General features: G+C 40.9%; 6 protein-coding genes. 1 reads left to right on the forward strand and 5 read right to left on the reverse strand.

Annotated elements, in window-relative coordinates; genetic code table 11:
* The 5 genes from F6K46_RS26625 to F6K46_RS40270 form a co-directional block, all read right to left on the reverse strand.
* The coding region (locus tag F6K46_RS26625; RefSeq protein WP_293117519.1) for a condensation domain-containing protein at positions 1-1423 on the reverse strand (1423 nt) is incomplete at its 3' end.
* Positions 1420-8484 carry an SDR family NAD(P)-dependent oxidoreductase gene (locus F6K46_RS26630; protein ID WP_293067076.1) on the reverse strand — a complete coding sequence of 2355 codons (7065 nt, stop codon included), beginning with the start codon at positions 8482-8484 and terminating at the stop codon, positions 1420-1422. The genes F6K46_RS26625 and F6K46_RS26630, both read right to left, overlap by 4 nt.
* Positions 8481-16382 (reverse strand): non-ribosomal peptide synthetase, encoded by a 7902-nt coding sequence (locus tag F6K46_RS26635; protein WP_293117522.1) that lies wholly within the window; start codon positions 16380-16382, stop codon positions 8481-8483. The genes F6K46_RS26630 and F6K46_RS26635 overlap by 4 nt, the downstream gene beginning before the upstream one ends.
* A complete protein-coding gene (locus tag F6K46_RS26640; protein WP_293066656.1) occupies positions 16379-22054 on the reverse strand; it encodes a non-ribosomal peptide synthetase in 5676 nt (1891 codons plus the stop codon). The genes F6K46_RS26635 and F6K46_RS26640 overlap by 4 nt, the downstream gene beginning before the upstream one ends.
* Positions 22055-22434: 380 nt before the next feature.
* On the reverse strand, positions 22435-22596 hold the full coding sequence (locus F6K46_RS40270) for a beta-ketoacyl synthase N-terminal-like domain-containing protein (protein ID WP_366510845.1): 162 nt from the start codon (positions 22594-22596) through the stop codon (positions 22435-22437).
* A 366-nt stretch (positions 22597-22962) separates the two neighbouring features.
* On the opposite strand from F6K46_RS40270, the gene F6K46_RS26645 reads away from it, so the two are divergent.
* Positions 22963-23904, forward strand: a complete 942-nt coding sequence (locus F6K46_RS26645; RefSeq protein WP_293066659.1) for a GTPase — start codon at positions 22963-22965, stop codon at positions 23902-23904.
* Positions 23905-24014 lie beyond the last annotated feature (110 nt).

The raw sequence follows: 24014 nt of genomic DNA on the forward strand, positions 1-24014 counted from the left end.
CACAGAATCCTTTAATTTCTTCTCCTATTGGCCACAAATGTAACTCTAAGTCAAACCTCACTGTCATCTCAGCTCCTGCCCCTTCATACCAACCTACTTCTAAATTAGGTAAGCTAAAGGATGGTTTTAAAATTTCCGACTGCTGAACAGCAAACGACACTTGAAACAAGGGGTTTTGTGATAGAGACCTTTGAGGTTGCAACTCTTCGACCAATTTCTCAAAGGGTATGTCTTGGTGACTATAAGCTTCTAGAGCTGTCTGTTTAACCCGGTTTAATACTTCTGTGAAACTTGGGAACCCTCCCAGGTCTGTGTACATGACTAGGGAGTTGACAAAGAAACCTATTAACCCTTCTATTTCACTGCGGTTGCGGTTAGCTATCGGTGTTCCTACTGCTATACTTTCTTGACCACTGTAACGAGACAGTAAGATTTTGAAGGCTGCTAACAGGGTCATAAATAGGGTGACTCCCTGCTTTTGGGTGAGTTGTTTAACTTTTGATGTTAGTGCTGCTGGTATGTTTATGGGTATGCCTGCCCCTCGGAAGGTTTCGACTGCAGGTCGGGGATGGTCTGTGGGTAGTTGTAGTTGAGGTAAGTCAAGGAGCTTTTGCTTCCAATAGTTGAGTTGACTTTCCAGAGTTTCACCTTGTAAGTAGTTCCTTTGCCAGACAGCAAAGTCAGCATATTGTATAGGTAGTTCTGGTAATGAGGGTGGTTTGTCGAACAGTGTGGCAGTGTAAATAGCTGAGAGTTCTTTGGGTAATACTGTCAGTGACCAGCCATCGGAAGCGATGTGATGTAATGTGATTTGCAGTATGTGTTCTGTTGTTCCTAGTTGAAACAATTGAGCCCGTATGGGGGGGTCTACTTCTAGATTGAATATTTGTTCGTTTTCTTGTTGGAGTAGTTGTTGTAGTTGAGTGATTTGCTCAGATGGTGTTAACCCACTTAGGTCTTTTTTGGGTAGTTGTAGTTCAAAGGGGGGTTGAACTATTTGTACTGGTGTGCCGTTGATTTCACTGAAAGTGGTTCTCAGGGTTTCATGGCGAGCGATGATTTGGTTGAGACTTTTTTGTAGGGCTACATAGTCGAGTTTTCCTACTAGATTTAGGGTTAATGGCATATTGTAGGCGTTGCTACTCAAGGCCATTTTGTCTATAAACCATAGCCTTTGTTGTGCAAAGGATAACGGTATCGTTTGTTCCCTAGAAATCGGTTGAATCGAACTACCTGCATCAGATTGCGTATTTTTATGAGCTTTCCTCAGCAACTTGAGGATATCTGCTTTGCGCTCAACTAGACTCTGTTTCAGCTCTGGTGTTATTACTTTCTTCGGAGAACGATAACGGAGTTGCTCTCCATCTATCCAAAGTTTTACACCTAAATTTTGCAGGTAAGAGACAAACTCAACTGTTTTCATAATGCTTCCTCCTCATAGTCTTCATCTGTTTCATAAATAAATGTGTTTTCCTTTTGAGCTAGCTGACGCAGCACTTCAATATTTTTGGTGATACCAGCAACAGTGGGATACTCAAATAAATCTTGTAAAGTAAGTTCCTTCCCAAAAGCCTGACGCAAGCGAGAAATCACCTGAGTAGCCAAAAGTGAATTCCCCCCCAACTCAAAGAAATTATCATAGATACCCACCTGGGATACCTCTAACAAATCCTGCCAGATTTGAGCAATTTGCTGCTCCGTCTCATTCCTAGGTTTCACCCTTTCTTGAGTTGAACGACCCAAATTACTCTCTCGAAGTAAACCTATGTCAATTTCCCCAGTCTCAGTCAAAGGCATTTCAGCCAACTCCACCACAGCACAACTACTAGGTTTACCCACTGCATCCTGTACTTGAGACTCCAGAACACTCACATTGGGTTTACCTTTACCGTTAGTAGTAAAGTAAGCTGTTAATTGTTGCAGATTATCCGAAGTAGAAGTCAACCTTCTGATATTAAGATTACTACCATCCAAACCCACCATTAAGTAGGGTTGGTCATGGCATAAACCAGCTAACAGTGAAGACATACCTTGAGATAATCCCACTGCTAGATAACCCTTAGCTTGAGTTAACTGCTTCATCTGATAACCCCGACTCATCCCCATTTCATCCCACATACTCCAAGCTAAACAATAGCTCTGTAACTGACTGTGATCGCGTTGATAGTAAGAGAAAGCATCCAAGAAACTATTAGCTCCTGCATACGCTCCCACCGTTGTGCCACCAAAGAAACCATTAATAGAGGAAAAATTGATAAACAAACTCTTTGGTTGTTTTTCTACCAATTGATGTAATACCAAAGTTCCTATCAGTTTAGGACGTAACACCTCAGCTAAACTTTCTGGTGTTTCCTCCCTCAGAAAACGCTCTTGCATCAACCCTGCTAGATGAATCACCCCATCCAGTTGTTGAACCTGCCATCCAGACAAGGTTTGCTGTACTACCTCCTGCACTGCTTTTTGATGGCCAATATCTACCCCTTGGTAAATCACCTCACCACCTAATTGTTGTAATTGTTGGTAAGCTTTGATTTTATCTGCTAGCTTACCCCCTTGCTGTAAATAAGTTTCCCAACTGTTGCTATCTGGTAGGGGTGTACGACCTAAAAGCAATAGTTTAGCCTGATAATGTTCCAGGAGATACTTAGCAATTTCAACACCAATTCCTCCTAAACCGCCACTGATAAGGTAAGTACCTCCTGCTTTGAATGGTAATGGTTGTTTGGGTTTTGAAGGTAAGTCAACTTTCTCCAGACCTGATACCCAACGCTCTCCATCTCGATAAGCCACTTCTGAATCTTTGGCATCAATAGTTAATTCCTCAAGTATCCGATTGCTGTTGACTTCTAATGAGTCTTGTGGTAAATCTAGATGCCGACAATGCCAGTGAGGGATTTCCATCGGGATAGTTTTCAACAAACCTGGTACTGTTGCTTTTTCATAGGCAATTGCTTCTTTGGGATTGAGAGATTGACTATGACTGGCGACATACAGTAGTCGTACTGGATAATTTTCCTGATGATTACTAAAGATTTGTAGAATAAATAAAAGGCTATAAATACCGGTTTTTTGTGCTGTTTCTAGAGTTTCTGTGTCAGTAATTTCTCCAGTCCCAGTATAGTTATCATAATGCCACAGGTGAATAATTGCTCCGATTTGGATATTTTCTGCTCCTAGACATTGGTACAGCTTTTGATAGTCTTCTCCAACATCTGGAGCAATTATATAGTGATTGTAATTGATTTTTGTGAAGGGTTCTCCTTGTTCTATCTGCACATAACCTTGATAATTATTTTCTAAGTTTTTGCAGACTTGTTGACCTAATCCTAACTTATCTATAAATACTAAAGCTACTCCAAATTGGCTGAATTGGTGTGGCGGATAATTTAATTGTTTTCGTTGCCATGTTTTTTGATAAAACCAGTCAGGAATTGTTTGAGTATTTTCGGTAATTAAATCTACCCGTTTTAAGACTTCCTGGAATTCTCCTGTGGCAAATCTTTGACTAAGCTGAGTTCGTTGAATCTTACCAATGGAAGTTTTGGGAATCAAGTCTTTTTCTAGGGGAATTAAATAATCTGGGTTAATTCCCATTCTATTGACCACTTGTTCTCTGATAACTTTTAATAAAGCTAATAACTCGGTATCTTCAGTTATTTCTGTATTGAAAAATATTCCTAATTTATCGGTATCGCTGTTAGGTTTTCTTACGGCACAAGCGGCGGTGTAAGAAACTTCTATTCCTGGTAATTCTTCTACCGCTGATTCGATTTCATGGCTGTAGTAGTTTAACCCATTGATAATAATTACGTCTTTTTGTCGTCCGGTAATTGTTAAACACCCGTTTTTCAGAAACCCTAAATCTCCTGTGTTAAACCAACCATCTGCTGTAAAAGCTTCTTGATTCGCCGTGGAATTTTGATAGTAACCTGATGTTACTGATGCGCCTTTTACTTGTAAAGATCCAACAACTCCTTCAGGAACTACTTGTTGATTTGCATCAACAATTCTCAAAGATGCCCCCGCAATTGGTGGACCAAGTTCAACAAATTTATCTTCATCAGATGATGATTCAAGAGAAAAACTGTTAGACCATGTAATCCCGGAACAAGTCTCGCACATTCCGAAAGCTGGATGAATAGCTTTTGTCGATAAACCATAAAAGCTTAAAAGTTTGATAAAATTTCTGGCAGTTTTAGTAACAATTGCTTCTCCTGCATTCACTAAAAATTTCATTGAAGACAAATCCCAGTGTCTTTTCTCTTGGTGCGCATTCCCTCTCTTGGTCAGCATTCCCTTGCGACTTTCGTCGTCGCGGGGTCTGACCGCTAGGTCGGGAAACCCGACCGGGGTCGCACCGCTTTTCACTTCTTCTGCGCGATCGCCAATAAGAGTAAATGCAAAATTTGGTGCCCAGCTAATGGTGGCTTGATGACTGTCAATTAAATCTAACCACTTGAGTGGATTTTGCAGTATCAATTGTGTTGGTACATGAATCTGCTCACATCCTAAGTCTACTGCCATAATACTCAGAAATACCAATGCTCCTACATGGTCCATCGGCATCCAATTCAAGGTGACGTCTTGACTAGAAAATTGGTTCATTGCAATTGTACCAGCAGACATACTCAATAGCTTGCTGTTTTCCTGCATTACTGCTTTAGGTATCCCAGTGCTACCAGAAGTTAACAGCAAAACTGCCAGGTCTTGTGGTTGACTTTTGTAAATCTTTGTATCTGGTTCAAAACCTCGTAACTGTTCTAAAGTTTCAACTACAGACTTCCCTAAATTCAGACGTTGGAACCACCCACGCACAGATGATGCTAATTTGTTATCTGTGAGTACCAAAGGCTGTCCTAACAAAGCCCAAGTGTTTTGCAGTTTGGTCAGACTACTGTGAGATTGGTCATAACTAGGGGGTATTGATACTGGTACTGGTACAAATCCTCCTAACACACAACCCCAAAATGCACTGATAAAATCTTGATTTGATTCTAACTGAAAGATTACTTTATCAGTAGGTTTCAAACCTAACTGCCTTAACCCTCCTAATAGTCTTTGAGCTTCTACCCACAACTCTCTATAGGTTTGAGTAATTACTTCTCCATCTGAGTTAATATATATCAGACTTGTATCCCCGTGCTCTTGAGCTGCTCGTTCTAATGCTTGTGCTAAAGTAGTTGGTGCATCTTTCGGCCACTTGATTGGTTCTCCTTCACTTATTGCTTGGTTTCCTGATGTTGATTGGGTTGGTAATTCTGTTGTTGGAGATGACTTTTCTACTACGGGAGTTGCACCATGATTCGGCAGTTTTATTTGTTCTGATGGCAGCAAGTCTGATATATGCAATGGTGGCAATTTTAGTGTTTTCTGTTGCACTACAACTGCTACTTGTTCTATTTCTGGCACTGCTTTGAGTTTTGCTTCCCATTGTTGCACTACGTTATCGTCAATTACTGGGAAACGCCCTAATGCTACTTCGTCTACTTTTCCTTTGTGGGTTAACGGTAAACGAGCCAGGGGAACATAAGCTCCTGGCATCATGTCTGGGGGTAACTGCTGTTGTATTTGGGAGTGTAATTGTTGGGGGTTCCAGACTCCGGCCATCACAACATAAGCTACCAGGAATGTTTGATGAGCTAGTACATAAGCTTGTTCTACTTGGGGGGCTGATAATAGGGCGGTTTCTATGTTTGCTAGTTCTATTCGCTTCCCTTTTCTCCATGTCTGCCGTTGTTTAGCTCCGATTATTTCCAAATAACCTTTGTTGTGATAACGACCTATGTCTGTTGTTGGGAATAGTCTTCCTAATTGGGGATGTTGGATAAATTCGAGTGATGTCTGTTGCTGTAGATAACCTCTGGCTAAACTGGCACCTCCAATATAGATTTCTCCTGGTACTCCTTTGGGGACTGGGTTTTGGTGTTGGTCTAGTAAATAAACTGATAACCGACCAGGGTTGCCTATGGGTACCTTTTCTCTCTTTGGTTTTTCTGACCAAGACCAGTGGGTGATTTCTCCTGCTGCTTCTGGGAGACTGTAGAAGTTGTGTAATGACACTGGGTACCTTTGGAGAAATTTGTTGGCTATTTCTGTTGATAGGGTTTCTCCACTGCAAAGAAGCGATCGCCAACTTTTCACAGATGTTACCGAGTTAGTTGTGTTTAACCACGAGGGGAGTTCTGATGGATACAGGTGAACTATGGTGACTTTGTGCTGCCCGATTAATTTCTGTAATTCTTTTGGCTCGTCATTGGCAGCTATAACTACACTACCACCACTGATTAGAGGTAAACCTATTTCTATAATCGCTACATCTTGAATCAGAGAATTTTTATGCAGCAGAATGTCTTGATTAGTTATTCTCAGGATTTTTTGTAGCCATTGTAAACGTTGAGCTACGCTGTGATGTTCTACTAAGGTTTGATTCAGAATGTAGGCTCTTGTGGTGGCTGTTGTTTCTGTGTTTGGGTTGTCTGTATTTTGTTTGGCTATTGATTCCCAGTCTGTGTCTAGACACAGGATTTGAGCTACCGTAGCGCGAGCATCTTGCTCGCTATAGGTGTACCATTTTGATTTGAGGTGGTTTTGGGTTAATATTACTGAAATTGACGGCAAATCCTGTGATTTGTCTGTGGGAGCTATTGCTACATAAGTTCCTCCGGCTTTTAGTATGGCTAATAAACCTACTACCATCTCTACTGAACGCTCTACACAGATACCCACTGGCGTTTCTGGAACTACTCCCAATTTTTGCAAGTAATGGGCTAGTTGATTGGCTTTGCTATTTAATTGGGAATAGGTCAGCTTTTGTTGTTCAAATACTAATGCTATTGCATCTGGTGTTTTCTCTACCTGCTCCTCAAATAACTGATGAATACATTTGTCATCTGGGTCATCTGTGTTGGTGTTTTTCCATTCCTGCAGTATTTTCTGTTTTTCTGCTGCTGTGATTAAGGGAAGTTTTGAGATTTTTTGTTGGGGGTTGGCTACTATTGCTTGTAGTAGGGTTTGAAAATGTGCCATCATCCTTGTGATGGTTGCTCTGTCAAATAGGTCTGTGTTGTAAATGAAATATCCTTCTAGGCCTGATAGTGCTTCCCACAGATGTACTTCTAAATCCATTCTGGCAGTGCTGATGCCTTCCTCTCTCTGAGTTACTTTTAATCCTGGTAAATTCCAAGAAGTTATGGGTATACTCACCAGGTTAAATACTACCTGTACTAGAGGGTTATAACTTAAGTTTCTTTCTGGCAGAAGTTCTTCTACTAACTTTTCAAATGGTAAATCCTGATGCTTGTAGGCTTCTTGGGTTCTCTGTTTGACTTGATCTAATAGTTCACTAAAGGTCAAATCATCTGCACACTGACAACGCAACACCAGGATATTAGCAAACATACCAATCAAGGGTTCGATTTCTACTCGGTTGCGGTTAGCAGTTGCTGAACCTACTACTAAGTCTGATTCTCCACTATAACGTGATAGTAAAACGAAGAATGCACTTAGTAAGGTGGTAAATAAGGTAGTACTTAAGTTCTGACTGACTTGGGTCAGTTTCTCTGTTAACTCTTGATTAAATTCAAATTTTTCTGCTCCTCCCTGGAAGCTTTGTACTTCTGGACGTGGGCGGTCTGTTGGTAGGGGGGATACAGGGGAAACTCCTGCTAGTTTTTCTCTCCAGTAACTCAGATGTTTTTCTAATACCTCTGCTGTGAGTTTCTGTCGTTGCCAGTGGGCGTAGTCGGCATATTGAATCGGTAGTTCTGATAATGGGGAGGGGTTTCCTTGACTGTAGGCTTCATACAATGTACATAGTTCCGATGCTAGTATGCCTATAGACCAACCGTCATATATTATGTGGTGCATGGTTAACATTAATATATGAGTTTCTGGCCTGAGTCGTACTAGGGTGACACGCAGCAGGGGGCCTTGGGCTAGGTCAAAGGGTTTTTCTGCTTCAGTGCTAGCTAGTTGTTTGAGTTGGGTTGTTTGTTCCGGTGATGATGGTAATTCTACTGTTGACAGATTGATGTTGGCAACGGTCGAAATTACTTGCATGGGTTTTCCGTCTACAGAGGGGAAACGGGTCCGTAGGTTTTCGTGTCGCCTGATTATTTCGTTCAGGCTTTTCTCTAATACTGTTACGTTGAGCTGACCTTCTAGTTGTAGACTCAACAGCATATTATATAATGGATAATCTGGCAAGAGCTGATGCCAGAACCACATCATTTGTTGACTGTAGGATAGTAACAAATCCTCCGAACGTGAAATAGGCTGAATCAATGATTGATTAGAGTCGTTTACTTGACTAGCCTGGTATAAAAAGTCCAGTATTTCTGTTTTACGCTCTGCTATCTCTTGACGCAGAGTCAATGTTAAAATCCCTGGGGAAGCATTACAGCGAAGTTGTCTTCCTTCAGCGGAAACTTTTACACCTATACTACGAAGATAAGATAAGAATTCAACTGTTTTAGCAAGTTTCAAAATACTACCTCCTCACTACCGAATTCTGAGTTTTGTAAATCTTTTTTAGCCCAACGAACGGTCTCAATATATTCTGCCAACTCGGCTACCTTTGGCAATTCAAACAATATACTTAAAGTCAGTTCGTTCCCAAAAGCATGACGGCAGCGAGACACAACTTGAGTTGCCATCAAAGAATGACCACCCAAATCAAAGAAGTTATCATGTATTCCCACCTTTTCTATACCCAACACTTCTGTCCAAATCTCGGCTAATATCTTCTGTGTCTCTGTCTGTGGAGCTACATACTCCGTTAACACACTACTGGCCACATCTGGTACAGGCAAAGCCTTACGGTCTACCTTACCGTTAGGAGTCAGTGGCAATTGGGACAACACCATCAACCCCGATGGCACCATATACTCTGGCAACCGCGACTGTAGATACTCTCTCAACTGCGGTATCAGTTCCTTTCTCAACTGGGAACTCAACGGATTATTCCCATAATTCTCCCAGTTACCTACTACTACCGATTTTTGAGTTAGCGGTGTTAACACTATCCCTTCTTTGGCTAACTCACTGCGCACAAATACCCCATCCATCAATTCCGGACCTCCCTGAGCAGACCAACACAACTCTAAGCTATACCCATTATCCGAACTCAGTTCATATAACCTTTCTGGGTCTATGCTATTGACTAGCTTCTCCTCTAACCTCTGCTTCAACTGCTGTACATTCTCCTTTTCTTTGGGCTGTGATAGCCACTCTACCAACTCTACATCATTAGCTACTCTGCCATTGACTAAACCACTAAAGCAAATTGATTCTGGTCCTTTGTCTCGCAGATAAGTTTCTATCTGTTGAACACTCAGAGCCCCTCCACTTTCTACAGTCGGTGTTATTACTTTTCCTGGTTGTGCCTCTATATGCAACAGTACGCTATAGCGATATTTATTCAGTTCATTGTGTTCTCTTCCCCTCTGTAAACGGATTTGTACATGAGTTATTTCTGGATGTTTTTCCTTGAGAGCTACAAATAACTCTGGTGACACTAACAACTCGGTCTCCTGCTCCATTTTTCTGTCTATCTTTGACTTGAGTTGTTTTCGTGACAGTGAGGGAGTGGCTTGATACAGTTGCACCGAACTGTGAAAGGCTTTCATTAATGGCCTACTCCGGATATCCCCTAAGAAAATCATCCCTCCTGGTTTGACTACCCTGATACTTTCTTCTATTACTTGCAACAGATACTCCACACTAGGGAAATACTGGACTATGGAACTCAGCAATACGGCATCGAAACTGTTATCAGCCACATCAGCCATGTCTTCAGCTCGTTTCTGTGCTAAGGATACATGACCATATTTGTCTGGTTCCTGTTCTATTTGTTGTTTGATGTATTCTAATGAGACATTGGAGATATCTGTTCCATAATAGTTTTTTGTCTGGGGTGCGATTTGAAACAGGAGCATTCCTGTGCCACAACCTATTTCCCACACACTCTCTGGTTTCTGGGCTAATACTTGAGTTACTATATCTCCTGCCCAGATGCGCATTTGTTGTTCGGGGATCAGTTGGTTATCATAGTTGCTAATCCATCCTCTTATATTAAAGAGTGGGTCATTTACTTCACTTAGCCGATCGTCGTAGGTTTGATTGAATACATCTTCCCAATTATCTACTTGGGTTTTTGATAGTTCTCGGTTGCTGCTGCTTCTGCTTTGGGTTTCTGGTACTATGTATGCTACCAGGCGTTTGTCTCCTGGGTTGTCTTCTCTTGCTAATACTACCGTTTCTTTAACGATGGAATTTTGATTTAGAACTGCTTCTATTTCTCCTGTCTCTATTCGATATCCCCGGATTTTTACTTGGTGGTCTATGCGGCCTAAAAACTCTATATTCCCATCTGGTAAATACCTCGCTAAATCTCCAGTCTTATATAGGCGAGCATTTTGTTGCTGACTAAACAAATGGGGAATGAATTTTTCTTGGGTGAGTTCGGGGCGATTCAGATAACCACGTGCTAAACCAGCCCCACTAATGTACAACTCTCCACCAACACCCACTGGCATTAGCTGGCAGTTTTTGTCTAGCACATAAGCTTGCATATTATCAATAGGGCGACCAATGACACTACTTGTACCTTCCTGAATATTTCTTGAGTTAATGGGGTAATGAGTGACATGGACAGTTGTTTCCGTAATCCCATACATATTCACTAACTGTGGTAAAGTCTCACCGTGCCTTTCAAACCAAGGTTCCAGGCTATGAAAGTCTAAAGCCTCTCCTCCAAATATCACCAGTCGCAGTGATATATTACTTGCATATTCCTGACTTTGCTCAAAATAAATCAGTTGTTTAAAGGCTGAAGGTGTTTGGTTGAGTATGGTGACTTGCTCCTGGCATAGTAACTTATAAAAAGCATCAGGAGAACGGCTGACCCAATACGGAACTACAACTAATCGTCCACCATACAGTAATGCTCCCCAGATTTCCCAAACTGAGAAATCAAAAGCAAAGGAGTGGAATAGAGTCCAGACGTCTTGAGAATTAAATGAGCACCAACTTTCTGTTGCTGAAAATAGATGAGTAACATTCTCATGTTGAATCATCACACCTTTCGGTTCCCCTGTAGAGCCAGATGTATAAATTACATAGGATAGGTGATAAGTCTGTACACCACTATCTGGATTAGTTGAACTTTTTTGAATAATCTCCGACCAAGCTCTATCCAAACAGATTATTTGTGCTTTATGTTCCTGTAATCCTTCTACTAATCCCTCTTGGGTCAAAAGCACTGGCACAGCAGCATCAGCGATCGTATACGCGATACGCTCTTGGGGATAACTGGGGTCGATTGGCACATAAGCTCCCCCTGCTTTGAGAATACCAAGAATGCCTATTACCATTTCTAACGAGCGTTCCAGACAAATACCTACTGGTACATCTGGTTCCACACCAAGGGTTTGTAGATAGTGAGCTAGTTGATTAGCTTTGCTATTTAATTCTCCATAGGTCAGCTTTTGCTCTTCAAATACTACTGCTATTGCATTTGGGTTGTTTTCGACCTGTTCCTCAAATAACTGATGGATACATTTGTCATTTGGGTAATCTGTTCTCGTATTGTTCCACTGTACTAGTATTTGGTCTAGCTCTGGCTCTGTCATTAATGGCAACTTGCTAATAGGTTGCTCGGTCGTCTCTACTGCTGCTTTTAGCAAGTTTTGGTAATGTGACAGCATACGACTAATTGTCTCCGCTGAGAACAAGTCTCGGTTATAGGCACAGAATCCTTTAATTTCTTCTCCTATTGGCCACAAATGTAACTCTAAGTCAAACCTCACTGTCATCTCAGCTCCTGCCCCTTCATACCAACCTACTTCTAAATTAGGTAAGCTAAAGGATGGTTTTAAAATTTCCGACTGCTGAACAGCAAACGACACTTGAAACAAGGGGTTTTGTGATAGAGACCTTTGAGGTTGCAACTCTTCGACCAATTTCTCAAAGGGTATGTCTTGGTGACTATAAGCTTCTAGAGCTGTCTGTTTAACCCGGTTTAATACTTCTGTGAAACTTGGGAACCCTCCCAGGTCTGTGTACATGACTAGGGAGTTGACAAAGAAACCTATCAATCCTTCTATTTCACTGCGGTTGCGGTTGGCTATCGGTGTTCCTACTGCTATACTTTCTTGACCACTGTAACGAGACATTAAGACTTTAAAGGCTGCTAACAGGGTCATAAATAGGGTGCTTCCCTGCTTTTGGGTGAGTTGTTTAACTTTTGATGTTACTGTTGCTGGTATGTTTATGGGTATACCTGCTCCATTAAAAGTTTCTACTGCGGGTCGGGGATGGTCTGTGGGTAGTTGTAGTTGAGGTAGGTCTTGCAGCTTTTGCTTCCAATAGTTGAGTTGGGTTTCGAGGGTTTCACCTTGTAAGTAATTCTTTTGCCAAACTGCAAAGTCGGCATATTGTATGGGTAGCTCTGGTAATGGGGATGGTTGGTCTTCCAGTGCGGCAGTGTAAATAGCCGAGAGTTCTTTGGGTAATACTGTCAGTGACCAGCCATCGGAAGCTATGTGATGTAATGTAATTTGCAGTATGTGTTCTGTTTTTCCTAGTTGAAACAACTGAGCTCGTATGGGGGGGTCTACTTCCAGATTGAATGAAAGTTCGTTTTCTTGTTGGAGTAGTTGTTGGAGTTTGGTGGTAGCTTCTGATGGTGTTAACTCACTCAGGTCAATTATGGGTAGTTTTAATTCAAAGAGGGGTTCAATTATTTGTACTGGTGTGCCATCTATTTCACTGAAAGTGGTTCTCAGGGTTTCATGGCGAGCGATGATTTGGTTGATACTTTTTTCTAGGACTACATAGTCTAGTTTTCCTACTAGATGTAGGGTTAATGGCATATTGTAGGCGTTGCTACTCAAGGCCATTTTTTCTATAAACCATAGCCTTTGTTGAGCAAAGGATAACGGTGGGGGGTTTTCATTTTCCTCTCTTGGTTGAATGGCTACAGTCTCTACAGGTTGGCTTTGAGCTAAATATATCTCTATTTCCTTAGCCAGACTGGCCACATCTGAATTCTCAAATAGCTTTATGAGGGGTAACTCTATATTGAGGAGTTGTCGCACCCGAGACACAACCTGAGTAACCATCAAAGAATGGCCACCCAAATCAAAGAAGTTATCATGTATTCCCACCTGTTCTATACCCAACACTTCTTTCCAAATCTCTGCTAATGCTTTCTGTGTCTCCGTTTCAGGAGCCACATACTCCGTTGACGCACTAATAGCTAAATCTGGTGCTGGTAAAGCCTTACGGTCTACTTTTCCATTCGGTGTCAGTGGCAGTTGCGACAACACCATCAACCCTGATGGCACCATATACTCTGGCAACCGCTCTTTCAGATACTGTTTCAATTTATTTATTTGTTCTGTCTCTGATATTTCAGGGACTGAAGTTTCGGTTTCTAGCACTAGGTAGGCCACTATACGTTTATTACCTAGGTTGTCTTCAGTGGCTAATACTACTGTTTCTTTAACTATGGGATTTTGAGTTAGGGTAGCTTCTATTTCTCCTGTTTCAATGCGATATCCTCGCACTTTTACCTGATGGTCTATCCGCCCGATAAATTCTATGTTGCCATCAGCTAGATAACGACATAAGTCTCCTGTTTTGTATAATTTGGCTATTTTTGAGTCGTCAAAGGGATGAGGAATAAATTTGGAGGCTGTGAGTTCGGGGCGGTTGTGGTACCCTATTGCTAAACCATCTCCTCCTATATGAAGTTCTCCTGCTACTCCTATGGGGACTGGTTGTAATTGGGAGTCGAGGATATATATTTGGGTGTTAGATATTGGCTTACCTATGGGCATATTTGTTGCTCCTTCTGCTACTTTAGTCACCTTGTACCATGAAGAGAATGTAGTGTTTTCTGTCGGTCCATAGACATGAAGCAATCTTTCTGGTGCCCCTTTTTCAAGTACCTGTTTCACTGATTTCGGGTCTACTGCCTCTCCTCCAAATAACAAATGTTTCAAGGTACTGAATGCTTCTGGTACTGAGTAGGCTAACTGATTAAATAAAGCTGTTGTCAAAAACAGTGTAGTAATTTTTTCTTGTTTGATATAGTTGACAAACTCTTGAGGAGAAAGGAGTACAGATTTGGTAATTACTACTGCCACTGCTCCGTGTAATAAAGCTCCCCAAATTTCAAATGTGGCTGCATCAAAAGAGGTATTGGAAACTTGAGCTACCCGGTCTGTTGGCTCCAGTTGCACATAGTTGGTGTTGCTAAAAAGCCGAACTACTCCTTGATGAGGAATAGTTACTCCTTTTGGTTGACCCGTTGAACCTGAAGTATAGATAACGTAAGCTAACTGATTAGCTGTTACCTGATTTTCGGGCATTTGCTGACTCTGTTGATTAATAATTTCGGAATCTGTATCCAAACAAATCACAGTTCCTATAGTTTCCGATAGATGATGCTGCCATTTTTCTTGAGTCAAGATGATGGATAGTTGTGCATCTTCTACCATGTAATTGAGACGGGAAGTTGGATAATTCGGGTCTAATGGCACATAAGCTCCTCCGGCTTTGAGTATGGCTAATAAACCTACTACCATCTCTACTGAACGCTCTACACATATTCCCACTAGGGTTTCTGGAACTACTCCCAATTTTTGCAAATAATGGGCTAGTTGATTGGCTTTGCTATTTAATTGGGAGTAGGTCAGCTTTTGTTGTTCAAATACTACTGCTATGGCATCTGGTGTTTTCTCTACCTGCTCTTCAAATAACTGATGGATACATTTGTCTTTGGGGTAATCTGTTTTCGTGTTGTTCCACTCCACCAGTATTTGGTCTAGCTCTGGCTGTGTCATTAATGGCAACTGGCTAATAGGTCGCTCGGGAGTCTCTACTGCTGCTGATAGTAAGTTTTCATAATGTGACACCATGCGACTAATTGTTTCGGCTTCAAACAAGTCTGTGTTATAGGCACAGAATCCTTTGATTTCTTCTCCTACTGGCCACAGATGTAATTCTATATCAAACCTCACTTCTTCCATCCATCGCTCCCAATCTAACTCTATCTCTAAGTTAGGCAGGCTGAAGGATGGTTTGAAGATTTCCGACTGCTGAACGGCAAACATCACCTGAAATAAGGGGTTTTGCGATAGAGCCCGTTCTGGTTGCAAATCTTCTACCAACTTCTCAAAGGGTATGTCTTGGTGACCATAAGCTTCTAGGACTGTTTGTTTGACTCTGTTTAATACTTCTGTGAAGCTTGGTTCCCCTCCCAGGTCTGTGTACATGACTAGGGAGTTGACAAAGAAACCTATCAACCCTTCTATTTCACTGCGGTTGCGGTTAGCTATCGGTGTTCCTACTGCTACACTTTCTTGACCACTGTAACGAGACAGCAATACTTTGAATACTGCTAACAGGGTCATAAATAGGGTCGTTCCCTGCTTTTGGGTGAGTTGTTTAACTTTTGATGTTAGTGCTGCTGGTATGTTGATCGGTATACCTGCTCCATTAAAAGTTTGAACTGCAGGTCGGGGATGGTCTGTGGGTAGTTGTAGTTGGGGTAGGTCTTGCAGCTTTTGCTTCCAGTAGTTGAGTTGGGTTTCTAGGATTTCACCTTGCAAGTAGTTCCTTTGCCACACTGCAAAGTCGGCATATTGTATTGGTAGCTCTGGTAATGGGGATGGTTGTTCTTCCAGTGTGGCAGTGTAAATGGCTGAAAGTTCTTTGGGTAATACTGTGACTGACCAACCATCGCCTGCTATGTGATGTAATGTGATTTGCAGTATGTGTTTTGTTGTTCCTAGTTTAAACAACTGAGCCCGTATGGGGGGGTCTACTTCCAGATTGAATGAAAGTTCATTTTCTTGTTGCAGTAGTTGTTGTAGTTTGGTGGTTTGCTCAGATGATGTTAACCCACTGAGGTCTTGTATGGGTAGTTCTAGTTCAAAGGGGGGTTGAATTATTTGTACTGGTGTGCCGTTAATTTCACTGAAGGTGGTTCTGAGGGTTTCATGGCGAGCAATGATTTGCTTAAGAGTTGTTTGTAGGGCTACATAATCCAGTTTACCTACTAGATGTAGGGTTAATGGAATATTGTAGGCATTGCTACTCAAAGCCATTTTTTCTATAAACCATAGCCTTTGTTGTGCATAGGATAACGGGATTACCTGTTCCCTAGAAATTGGTTGAATGGAACTAGCTACAGATTGCTGAATTGTCTGTGCTTCCCTAAGCAAATCTAGGAGTTCTCCTTTGCGCTCAACTATATCCTTTTTAAGTTCTGGAGTTATTACTCCCTTCGGAGAACGATAGCGGAGTTGCTCTCCATCTATCCAAAATGTCACACCCAGATTTTGCAGGTAAGACACGAAATCCATTGTTTTCATAATACTTCCTCCTCATAGTCTATTTCTGTTTGATATTTTAATGTATTTTCTCCTTGGGCTAGTTGACTCAGCACTTCCAAGCTTTTGGCCATGTCAGCAATAGTTGGTGACTCAAATAAACGCTTTAAAGTTAGTTCAATTCCCAAAATATTTCGCACACGCGATACAACTTGAGTTGCCTTCAAAGAATGCCCACCCAAATCAAAAAAGAAGTTATCATGTATTCCCACCTTTTCTATTCCTAACAATTCTTGCCAAATCTCTGCTAATGCCTTCTGTGTCTCCGTTTGTGGAGCTACATACTCCGTTGACACATTACTAGACACATCTGGTACAGGCAAAGCCTTACGGTCTACCTTACCGTTAGGAGTCAGAGGCAGTTGCGACAACACCATCAACCCTGATGGCACCATATATTCTGGCAACCGCGACTGTAGATACTCTCTCAACTCCGGTACCAGTTGCTTTCCTACCTCGGAATTCAAGGGATTATTCCCATAATGATGCCAGTTACTTGCTACCACCGATTTTTGAGTTAGGGGTGTTAACACTATCCCTTCTTGGGCTAACTCTCTGCGCACAAATACCCCATCCATCAATTCTCCTCTTCCCTGAGCAGACCAACACAACTCTAAGCTATACCCTAAATCCGAACTCAGTTCATATAACCTCTCTGGGTCGATGCCATTGACTAGCTTTGACTCTAACGTCTGCCTCAACTGCTGCACATTCTGTTTTGATTCTGGCTGTGATAACAACTCCACTAAACCTACGTCATTAGCCACTCTGCCATTGACTAAACCACTAAAGCAAATTGATTCTGGCTCATGGTCTCGCAGATAAGTTTCTATCTCTTGAGCACTCATATCCGCTCCACTTTCTACAGTCGGTGCTATTATTGATGCTGCTTGGGCTTCTATATGCAACAGTACGCTATAGCGATATTTATTCATTTCGTTTTGCTCCCTTCCCCTCTCTAAACGTATTTGTACATGAGTTATTTCTGGGTGTTTTTCTTTGAGAGCTACAAACAACTCTGGTGATACTAGCAATTCTTGCTCCTGCTCCATTTGTTTGTTTATCTTTAGCTTGAGTTGTTCTACTGACAATGATGGAGTTGCTTGATACAGTTGCACCGAACTGTGAAAGGCTTTCATTAATGGTAAACTCTGGATATCCCCTAATAAAATTATCCCTCCTGGTTTGACTATCCGAATTGCCTCAGATATTACTTGTAACAAATACTCTACATTCAGAAAATATTGAATCACCGAGTTTATAATCACCATATCGAAGCTTTGAGATGCTATGTCACCTATATCATCTGCTCTTTTCTGTGCTAAATTGACATGAGCATATTTCTCTGATTCCTGGAGTATTTGTTGTTGGATATACTCTAGTGAAATACTAGATATATCGATGCCATAATAAGCTTGTGTGTGGGGTGCGATTTGAAAGAGTAGCAACCCGGTTCCACAACCTATTTCAAATACTTTTTTCGGTTTATGTGCTAATACTTGAGCTACAATATCCCCTGCCCAAATTCGCATTTGACTTTCTGGTAAGGATTGGTTGTCGTAACTGCTGCGCCAACCTGAGATGTTGAATAATGGGTCAGTTACTTCACTCTTCTGTTCTTCAATTTGTTGGTTAAATAGGTTTTGCCAACTGTTGATGAGAGGATCTAATAGTTGTAACTTAGAAGTGCTAACTGTTTCAGTTTCTGCAAATAACCTTTGATAAAAAGGAGTTTGCTTAAACTGTTGTTTCCAGTGATAAGAAATATGTTCAAAATCAATATCTTCTCCTTGTTGCCTGATAATACGTCCTTGGATAGCATAATCTGGATTCAAATTATTCTCGCAAAGCTTTCGGCTACAAACAGCTTCAATCACATCTCCTTCACTCACATCAATACCAGGCTCAAACACTGGAAAATAAACTGGTAACCAAGAATGCTCATGTTCGATAATATCTATACACTCACCCTCAATAGTATGCAAATTTAACCAGACCAGAAAACCATCTAATCTGCCGGATTTTTCTATCCTTAACTGAATTTGATGAGTCAAATCTGTATCTAAAAATTTCTTAAAATCTAAATCCTCAAATATTTCTCGATTGGAAAGTAAATTTGCTTGAGGAAATCCTTTAATACAAACCCGTAAATCAAAAGGATACCCAACCTGTTCAAATATTTTCTGGGTATAATAACCAGAAACCTTGGTAAACTTTGGTTGATTAATTAACGGTTCTGGAATAGTTACTGCTGCAATTTTAGTCACACTTCTTTCGGGAATCATCGCACAGTCTGGCTTCAAAAACCTTCTGGCATTATTAATAATTACTGCTGCTCCTTCAGAACCACCTATTGCTCCCACAATTTCCGAAACACATACATCTGCTAACTCGGGTAGGTTAACCGTCATCGCATCTCCATGTATGATTTCAATCTGTGCCGATAATCCCAACTTATCCACGCAAGCTTTAGCTAACTGAGTGGTTTCTCGATCTCTCTCAATAGCATAGATTTTCTTAGCTCCTGCTTTGGCACAAAATCTCGCCAAAATAGCATCCTTACCTGTACCAATTTCTACTACTACTCGATCTTTAACAAGTTGATTAATTGCCACTTGATAACTTTGGTTTCGACGATGGTCATTAGTCATCGCATAGTACAATAACTCATCATAAACATAGTATTCTGCTATTGATGGCCACAGTTCTATGCCTTTGATATTCTGGATATTTTGTTCCAATTCTGGTTCGGGAACAAAATATGCTACCAACCGCTTGTTCCCTGGAGTATCTTCCCTGTCGATTACTACAGCTTGTTGGACTTGGGGATGCCTCCTGAGAACTGATTCAATTTCTCCAGGTTCAATTCGGAAACCTCGTATCTTCACCTGATTATCTATGCGACCAATAAACTCAATATTGCCATCCGGTAAGTAACGAGCTAAATCTCCTGTTTTGTACAGCCTCTCCTCGGTTAAATTCCTCAAAGGATGGGAAATAAATTTTTCCTGTGTTAATTGAGGTTGGTTAAGATACCCACGAGCTAAACCAACACCACCGATATAAATTTCACCAGGTACTCCTATGGGAATTGGTTGTAAATTTATGTCTAGGATGTAGATTTGAGTATTGCCGATCGCCCTACCTATGGATGGCACAGAAGACTCTGGCGAGCATTCGGCCATGGTTGCACATACTGTTGATTCTGTTGGTCCGTAGGCGTTGACAAATTGTCGCCCCACAGACCACTGAGATATTAGCTCTGGTGGGCAAGCTTCTCCTGCTACCACTATGGTCTTTAAATCAGGTAATTCCTCTTTGGGCATCACTGCCAGAGCTGAGGGGGGTATGGTGATATGGGTGATTTTGTTGTTCCGCAACCACTGACTCATACCCACTCCAGGCATTAAGGTATTTCGGCTGCCCAGATACAAACTGGCTCCTGAACCTAAAGCCATGACTATTTCCGAGATGGAGGCATCGAAACTTAATGATGCGAATTGAAGCACTCTACTGTTTGAGTTGACTTGGAATGCTTGAATTTGAACTGTAGCCAGATTACACAGTCCCTTGTGTTCTACCAATACTCCTTTCGGTTTACCTGTGGAACCTGATGTATAAATTACATAAGCTAAATTTTGGGGGCTGACTTCACTCTCTACTTTTTCTGGTGTTTCAGTTGCTATTTTTTCCCAATCTTTATCTAGAAATACTACTTGGGCTTGATGTTGGGGGGGTTGAGCTAATATTGGTTCTTGAGTTAGTAACACTGACACTTGGGAGTCAGCGAACATATACTCTAGGCGTTCTTGGGGATAGGCTGGGTCTAATGGCACATAAGCTCCTCCGGCTTTGAGTATGGCTAATAAACCTACTACCATCTCTACTGAACGCTCTACACATATTCCCACTAGGGTTTCTGGAACTACTCCCAATTTTTGCAAGTAATGTGCTAGTTGATTAGCTTTGCTATTTAATTGGGAATAGGTCAGCTTTTGTTGTTCAAATACTACTGCTATTGCATCTGGTGTTTTCTCTACCTGTTCCTCAAATAACTGATGGATACATTTATCATTTGGGTAATCTGTTTTCCTATTATTCCATTCTACCAATATCTGTTCTCGCTCTACCTCTGTCATTAATGGTAGTGCTGTTACGCTCTGTTGCGGACCATTCACTATCCCTTCTAACAAGTTCTGGAAATGACCAGCCATTCGGGCAATAGTTTGCTCATCAAATAAGTCAGCATTGTATTTTAAGAACCCAACCAGAGATGAGTCATATTCAAGCATTTCCAGGAATAAATCATATTGACTTTCATACTGTTCGAGTACAAAAGGTTCTACTTCAAGTCCTCCCCAATTCATCAAGGTTTTTTTGCTGCTAAACAACACCTTTTGCAGATCTTGAGATTCCTGGAATTTTTTTAGTACAAAGCAAGCCTGAAAAAGAGGAGCACGACTGGAGTCACGTTCTAGCTGTAACTTATCTACCAATAAAGCAAAGGGATAATCTTGATGAGCTAGTGCTCCCAGGACTGTCTGGCGTACTTGAGAAAGGAAATCTCTAAAAGAGAGATTCCCTGACAAATCTGCTCTCATCACTACTGAGTCCACAAAGTAACCAACAAGAGAAGCAAACTCCGCTTTAGATCTGCCAGAAGTAGGAGAACCTACTAAAATATCCTCTTGACCTGTGTAACGATACAGAAGCACTTGAAAAGCAGCCAACAGAGTCATATAAAGAGTTGCACCCTCTGTTTGAGCTAGTTCCTTCAGTTGTTCAGTCAACTTTTCTGATAACTTGAAGGGATAGCTGCCACCATTATCAGTCTGTATAGGGGGTCGTGGTTTGTCTGTGGGCAAATTCAAGACCGGTAATTCCCCGCCCAATCTTTGTTGCCAATAGTTCCATAGTTGTTCTCCTTCTTGTCCTTCTACTAACTCCTTTTGCCAACTAACATAATCTTGATAAGAATACTGTAGTGGTGGTAGGGATGCCTCAATTCCATTTAGTTGAGCTTGGTAAAGTTGTGGTAGCTCTTTGGCAATTAAGTTCCATGACCAACCATCTAAAGCAATGTGATGTATTGTCAGTAACATAATATGGTCTTGCTCGGAACAAGTGAACCACCTAACTCGCATCACTGGTTCTGTTTCTAGGTTAAAAGGATGTCTGTGAGCTTCAACTACCTTTTTGTTTAACTCCTCTTCACTCCAACTAGAAGCATCTATCTGTAAGAAGTCTAACTCTTGATGTTGATGTAGTTGTTGGATTGGTTGTTGGCCTAACTTCAGGAATGTACTCCGTAGTAGCGGATGTCTTTCCCTTAGAGTTTGAAAAACCTGTTGCCAAATAGTTAGATCTACCTTGGAGTATATCCGAACCGAAAATGACACATTATAATTATGACCCTGAGGTGATAGCTGCCACAAAAACCAGAGATATTTTTGACCATAAGAGAGGGGATGGACTTGGGATATATCTGGATTTTCCCTTAGTAACTTTAATATTTCTGATTTATACTGCTCTAATTCTGCCATAACATCAGTGGTCAGTACTTCTTGGGAACCTTCAGTTCTTAACTTTCCTCCATCATTCCATAATTTAACACCTTTTTGATCAAGGTATTGTAAAAAAATAATTAAGTTCATAGTTGTACCTTTATCCAGTTATTTCATTTACTGTTATCTGTGCGATCGCTTTTATTTAGTTATTAATTTAGTTGATTTTATATAGCAGCAATGGTGATTACTTACATAGTTTTTTTGTAGTGGTACACAAGTATTGATTTTAGCTCCCGAAACCTCCATTATGCCGTAGCAAAATCACTAGATCTTGATCACTACCTTTTATTTAAAGGTTTGTGTATATCGATTAGGTAATTTTTCATGGCTAATACTCGAGCTGCTTTATTTTGGATATGAGCAGTTAATATCTTTGGCTCTCCTAGCTTGATTGAAAACCCAGTGACATCATAGGCTACACTATCATCTAATTCAGATTGTCTAATATTATCTTTATAATCTCTTTATCATCTATTTTTATAATCATTTACAGTAATACCAACAAAAACTCCTGTAGACTCACCTTGTAAGCGTTGTGGAATGTGCCCGTCATTTTCCATGGCTTCCCAACTTCTCAACGGGAACAGATCAAATTTGCAGAACAAATGAACTAGTTTACAAAACCACAAAAGTCATGTTAATCAAGTAAAGTTACCTAAAAATTTTTAATAATTAATTCTCAAATAACACCTGAAAAGAAAAAAGAACTTGACTAGTATCTGCAAGCAATTGCTAATCTTATTTATGAATATTATGACCCTTAAAAAAATGAAAATATGGCAGGGTAAATCCCTCTTATTTGGTATAAATGGTAACAGACACAAAAATGATTAACTCAATTTTGTGTAAACTTTGAATAAATCCCATCGTAAAGCAGTTTTTTTGGTCAAAGTCAACAAATTTTTCGCTGACTTTAAACAAATATGAAAGATTTTGGTAAACTTTTATGGGTGAATTCCAGACTTCTGGGTAATTGCTAAAGGAGAAAACTACTAATGTCAGAGCACATCTCGTTTGATGAACTGTTAGGCAAAATGAGCGAAGCCTATGAAGATGCCCAGAGCAAAGTTGAGCAATGTAATGTTTTAGTCATTGGGAAAACTGGTGTAGGTAAAAGTACTTTAGTAAATACAATTTTTCGCTCTCGTCTGGCAGAAACAGGAGTGGGCTATCCTGTTACTCAAACCATTCGTCGTTATACGAAAACAGGTTGCCCGATTACAGTGTACGATACGCCAGGGCTAGAACTTAAAGCCCAACAGATTGAACGAGTAAAGGGAGATATCTCGAAACTAATTGATGATCAAAGGAAACTAGAGGCAAAAGAACACATTCATGTGGTGTGGTATTGCCTTAATCATGAAACAGCTCGATTGGATCCGATTGAGGAAGAATGGCTAAAGAGCCTCCAACAAAAAGATGTACCAGTTATCTTAGTGCTGACTCAAACCTTAACGAAAAAACGTAGTGAGTTTATTGCTTTCCTAGAGGGTAAGAATCTACCGGTTAGTCAGATTATTCCAGTGCTAGCACAATCAAAACCAATCGATGATGATTATACGGTGACAGCTCATGGTTTAGAGCGTTTAGTAGAAGTGACGGCAAATTTACTGCCAGAAGCCCAGCGCAAAGCATTTCTGAGAGAACAGATTAGAAATATTGAACTAAAAGCAGGTGAAGCGTTTAAATATGTTACGGGTTATGTTACTGGTTCAGCATTGGTTGGTGCCTCACCAATTCCGTTTTCTGATGCGCCAATCTTGGTAACGATGCAAACGGTAATGATTGCTAATATCACCAGCATTTTTGGATTAACGGTTGAAAGAGCTTTTCTGGGAATGGTGATATCTGCTCTTGGGGGTACAGGAGGAATGACTGCAGTTGGTAAAGTAATTGTCGCCAATTTACTCAAAATGATTCGGGTGCGGCTCTTATAGAAAGACGATAGAATGGGGAAGAGTTTTTTAACCCAAGCTGTCCTGTAGCAGTGTTTTGAGAGAAAAAACCGAAGGACTCGACAGGCGCAACCGCAGCAGTATGAGCCAGG

The organism is Moorena sp. SIO3E8, from assembly GCF_010692445.1.
Taxonomy (GTDB): domain Bacteria; phylum Cyanobacteriota; class Cyanobacteriia; order Cyanobacteriales; family Coleofasciculaceae; genus Moorena; species Moorena bouillonii.

What these genes read in the sequence shown, in the direction of transcription:
- F6K46_RS26635 (WP_293117522.1), bottom strand. Translation starts at nt 16,382, where the DNA reads ATGAAAACAATGGATTTCGTGTCTTACCTGCAAAATCTGGGTGTGACA.
- F6K46_RS26640 (WP_293066656.1), bottom strand. Translation starts at nt 22,054, where the DNA reads ATGAACTTAATTATTTTTTTACAATACCTTGATCAAAAAGGTGTTAAA.
- F6K46_RS26645 (WP_293066659.1), top strand. Translation starts at nt 22,963, where the DNA reads ATGTCAGAGCACATCTCGTTTGATGAACTGTTAGGCAAAATGAGCGAA.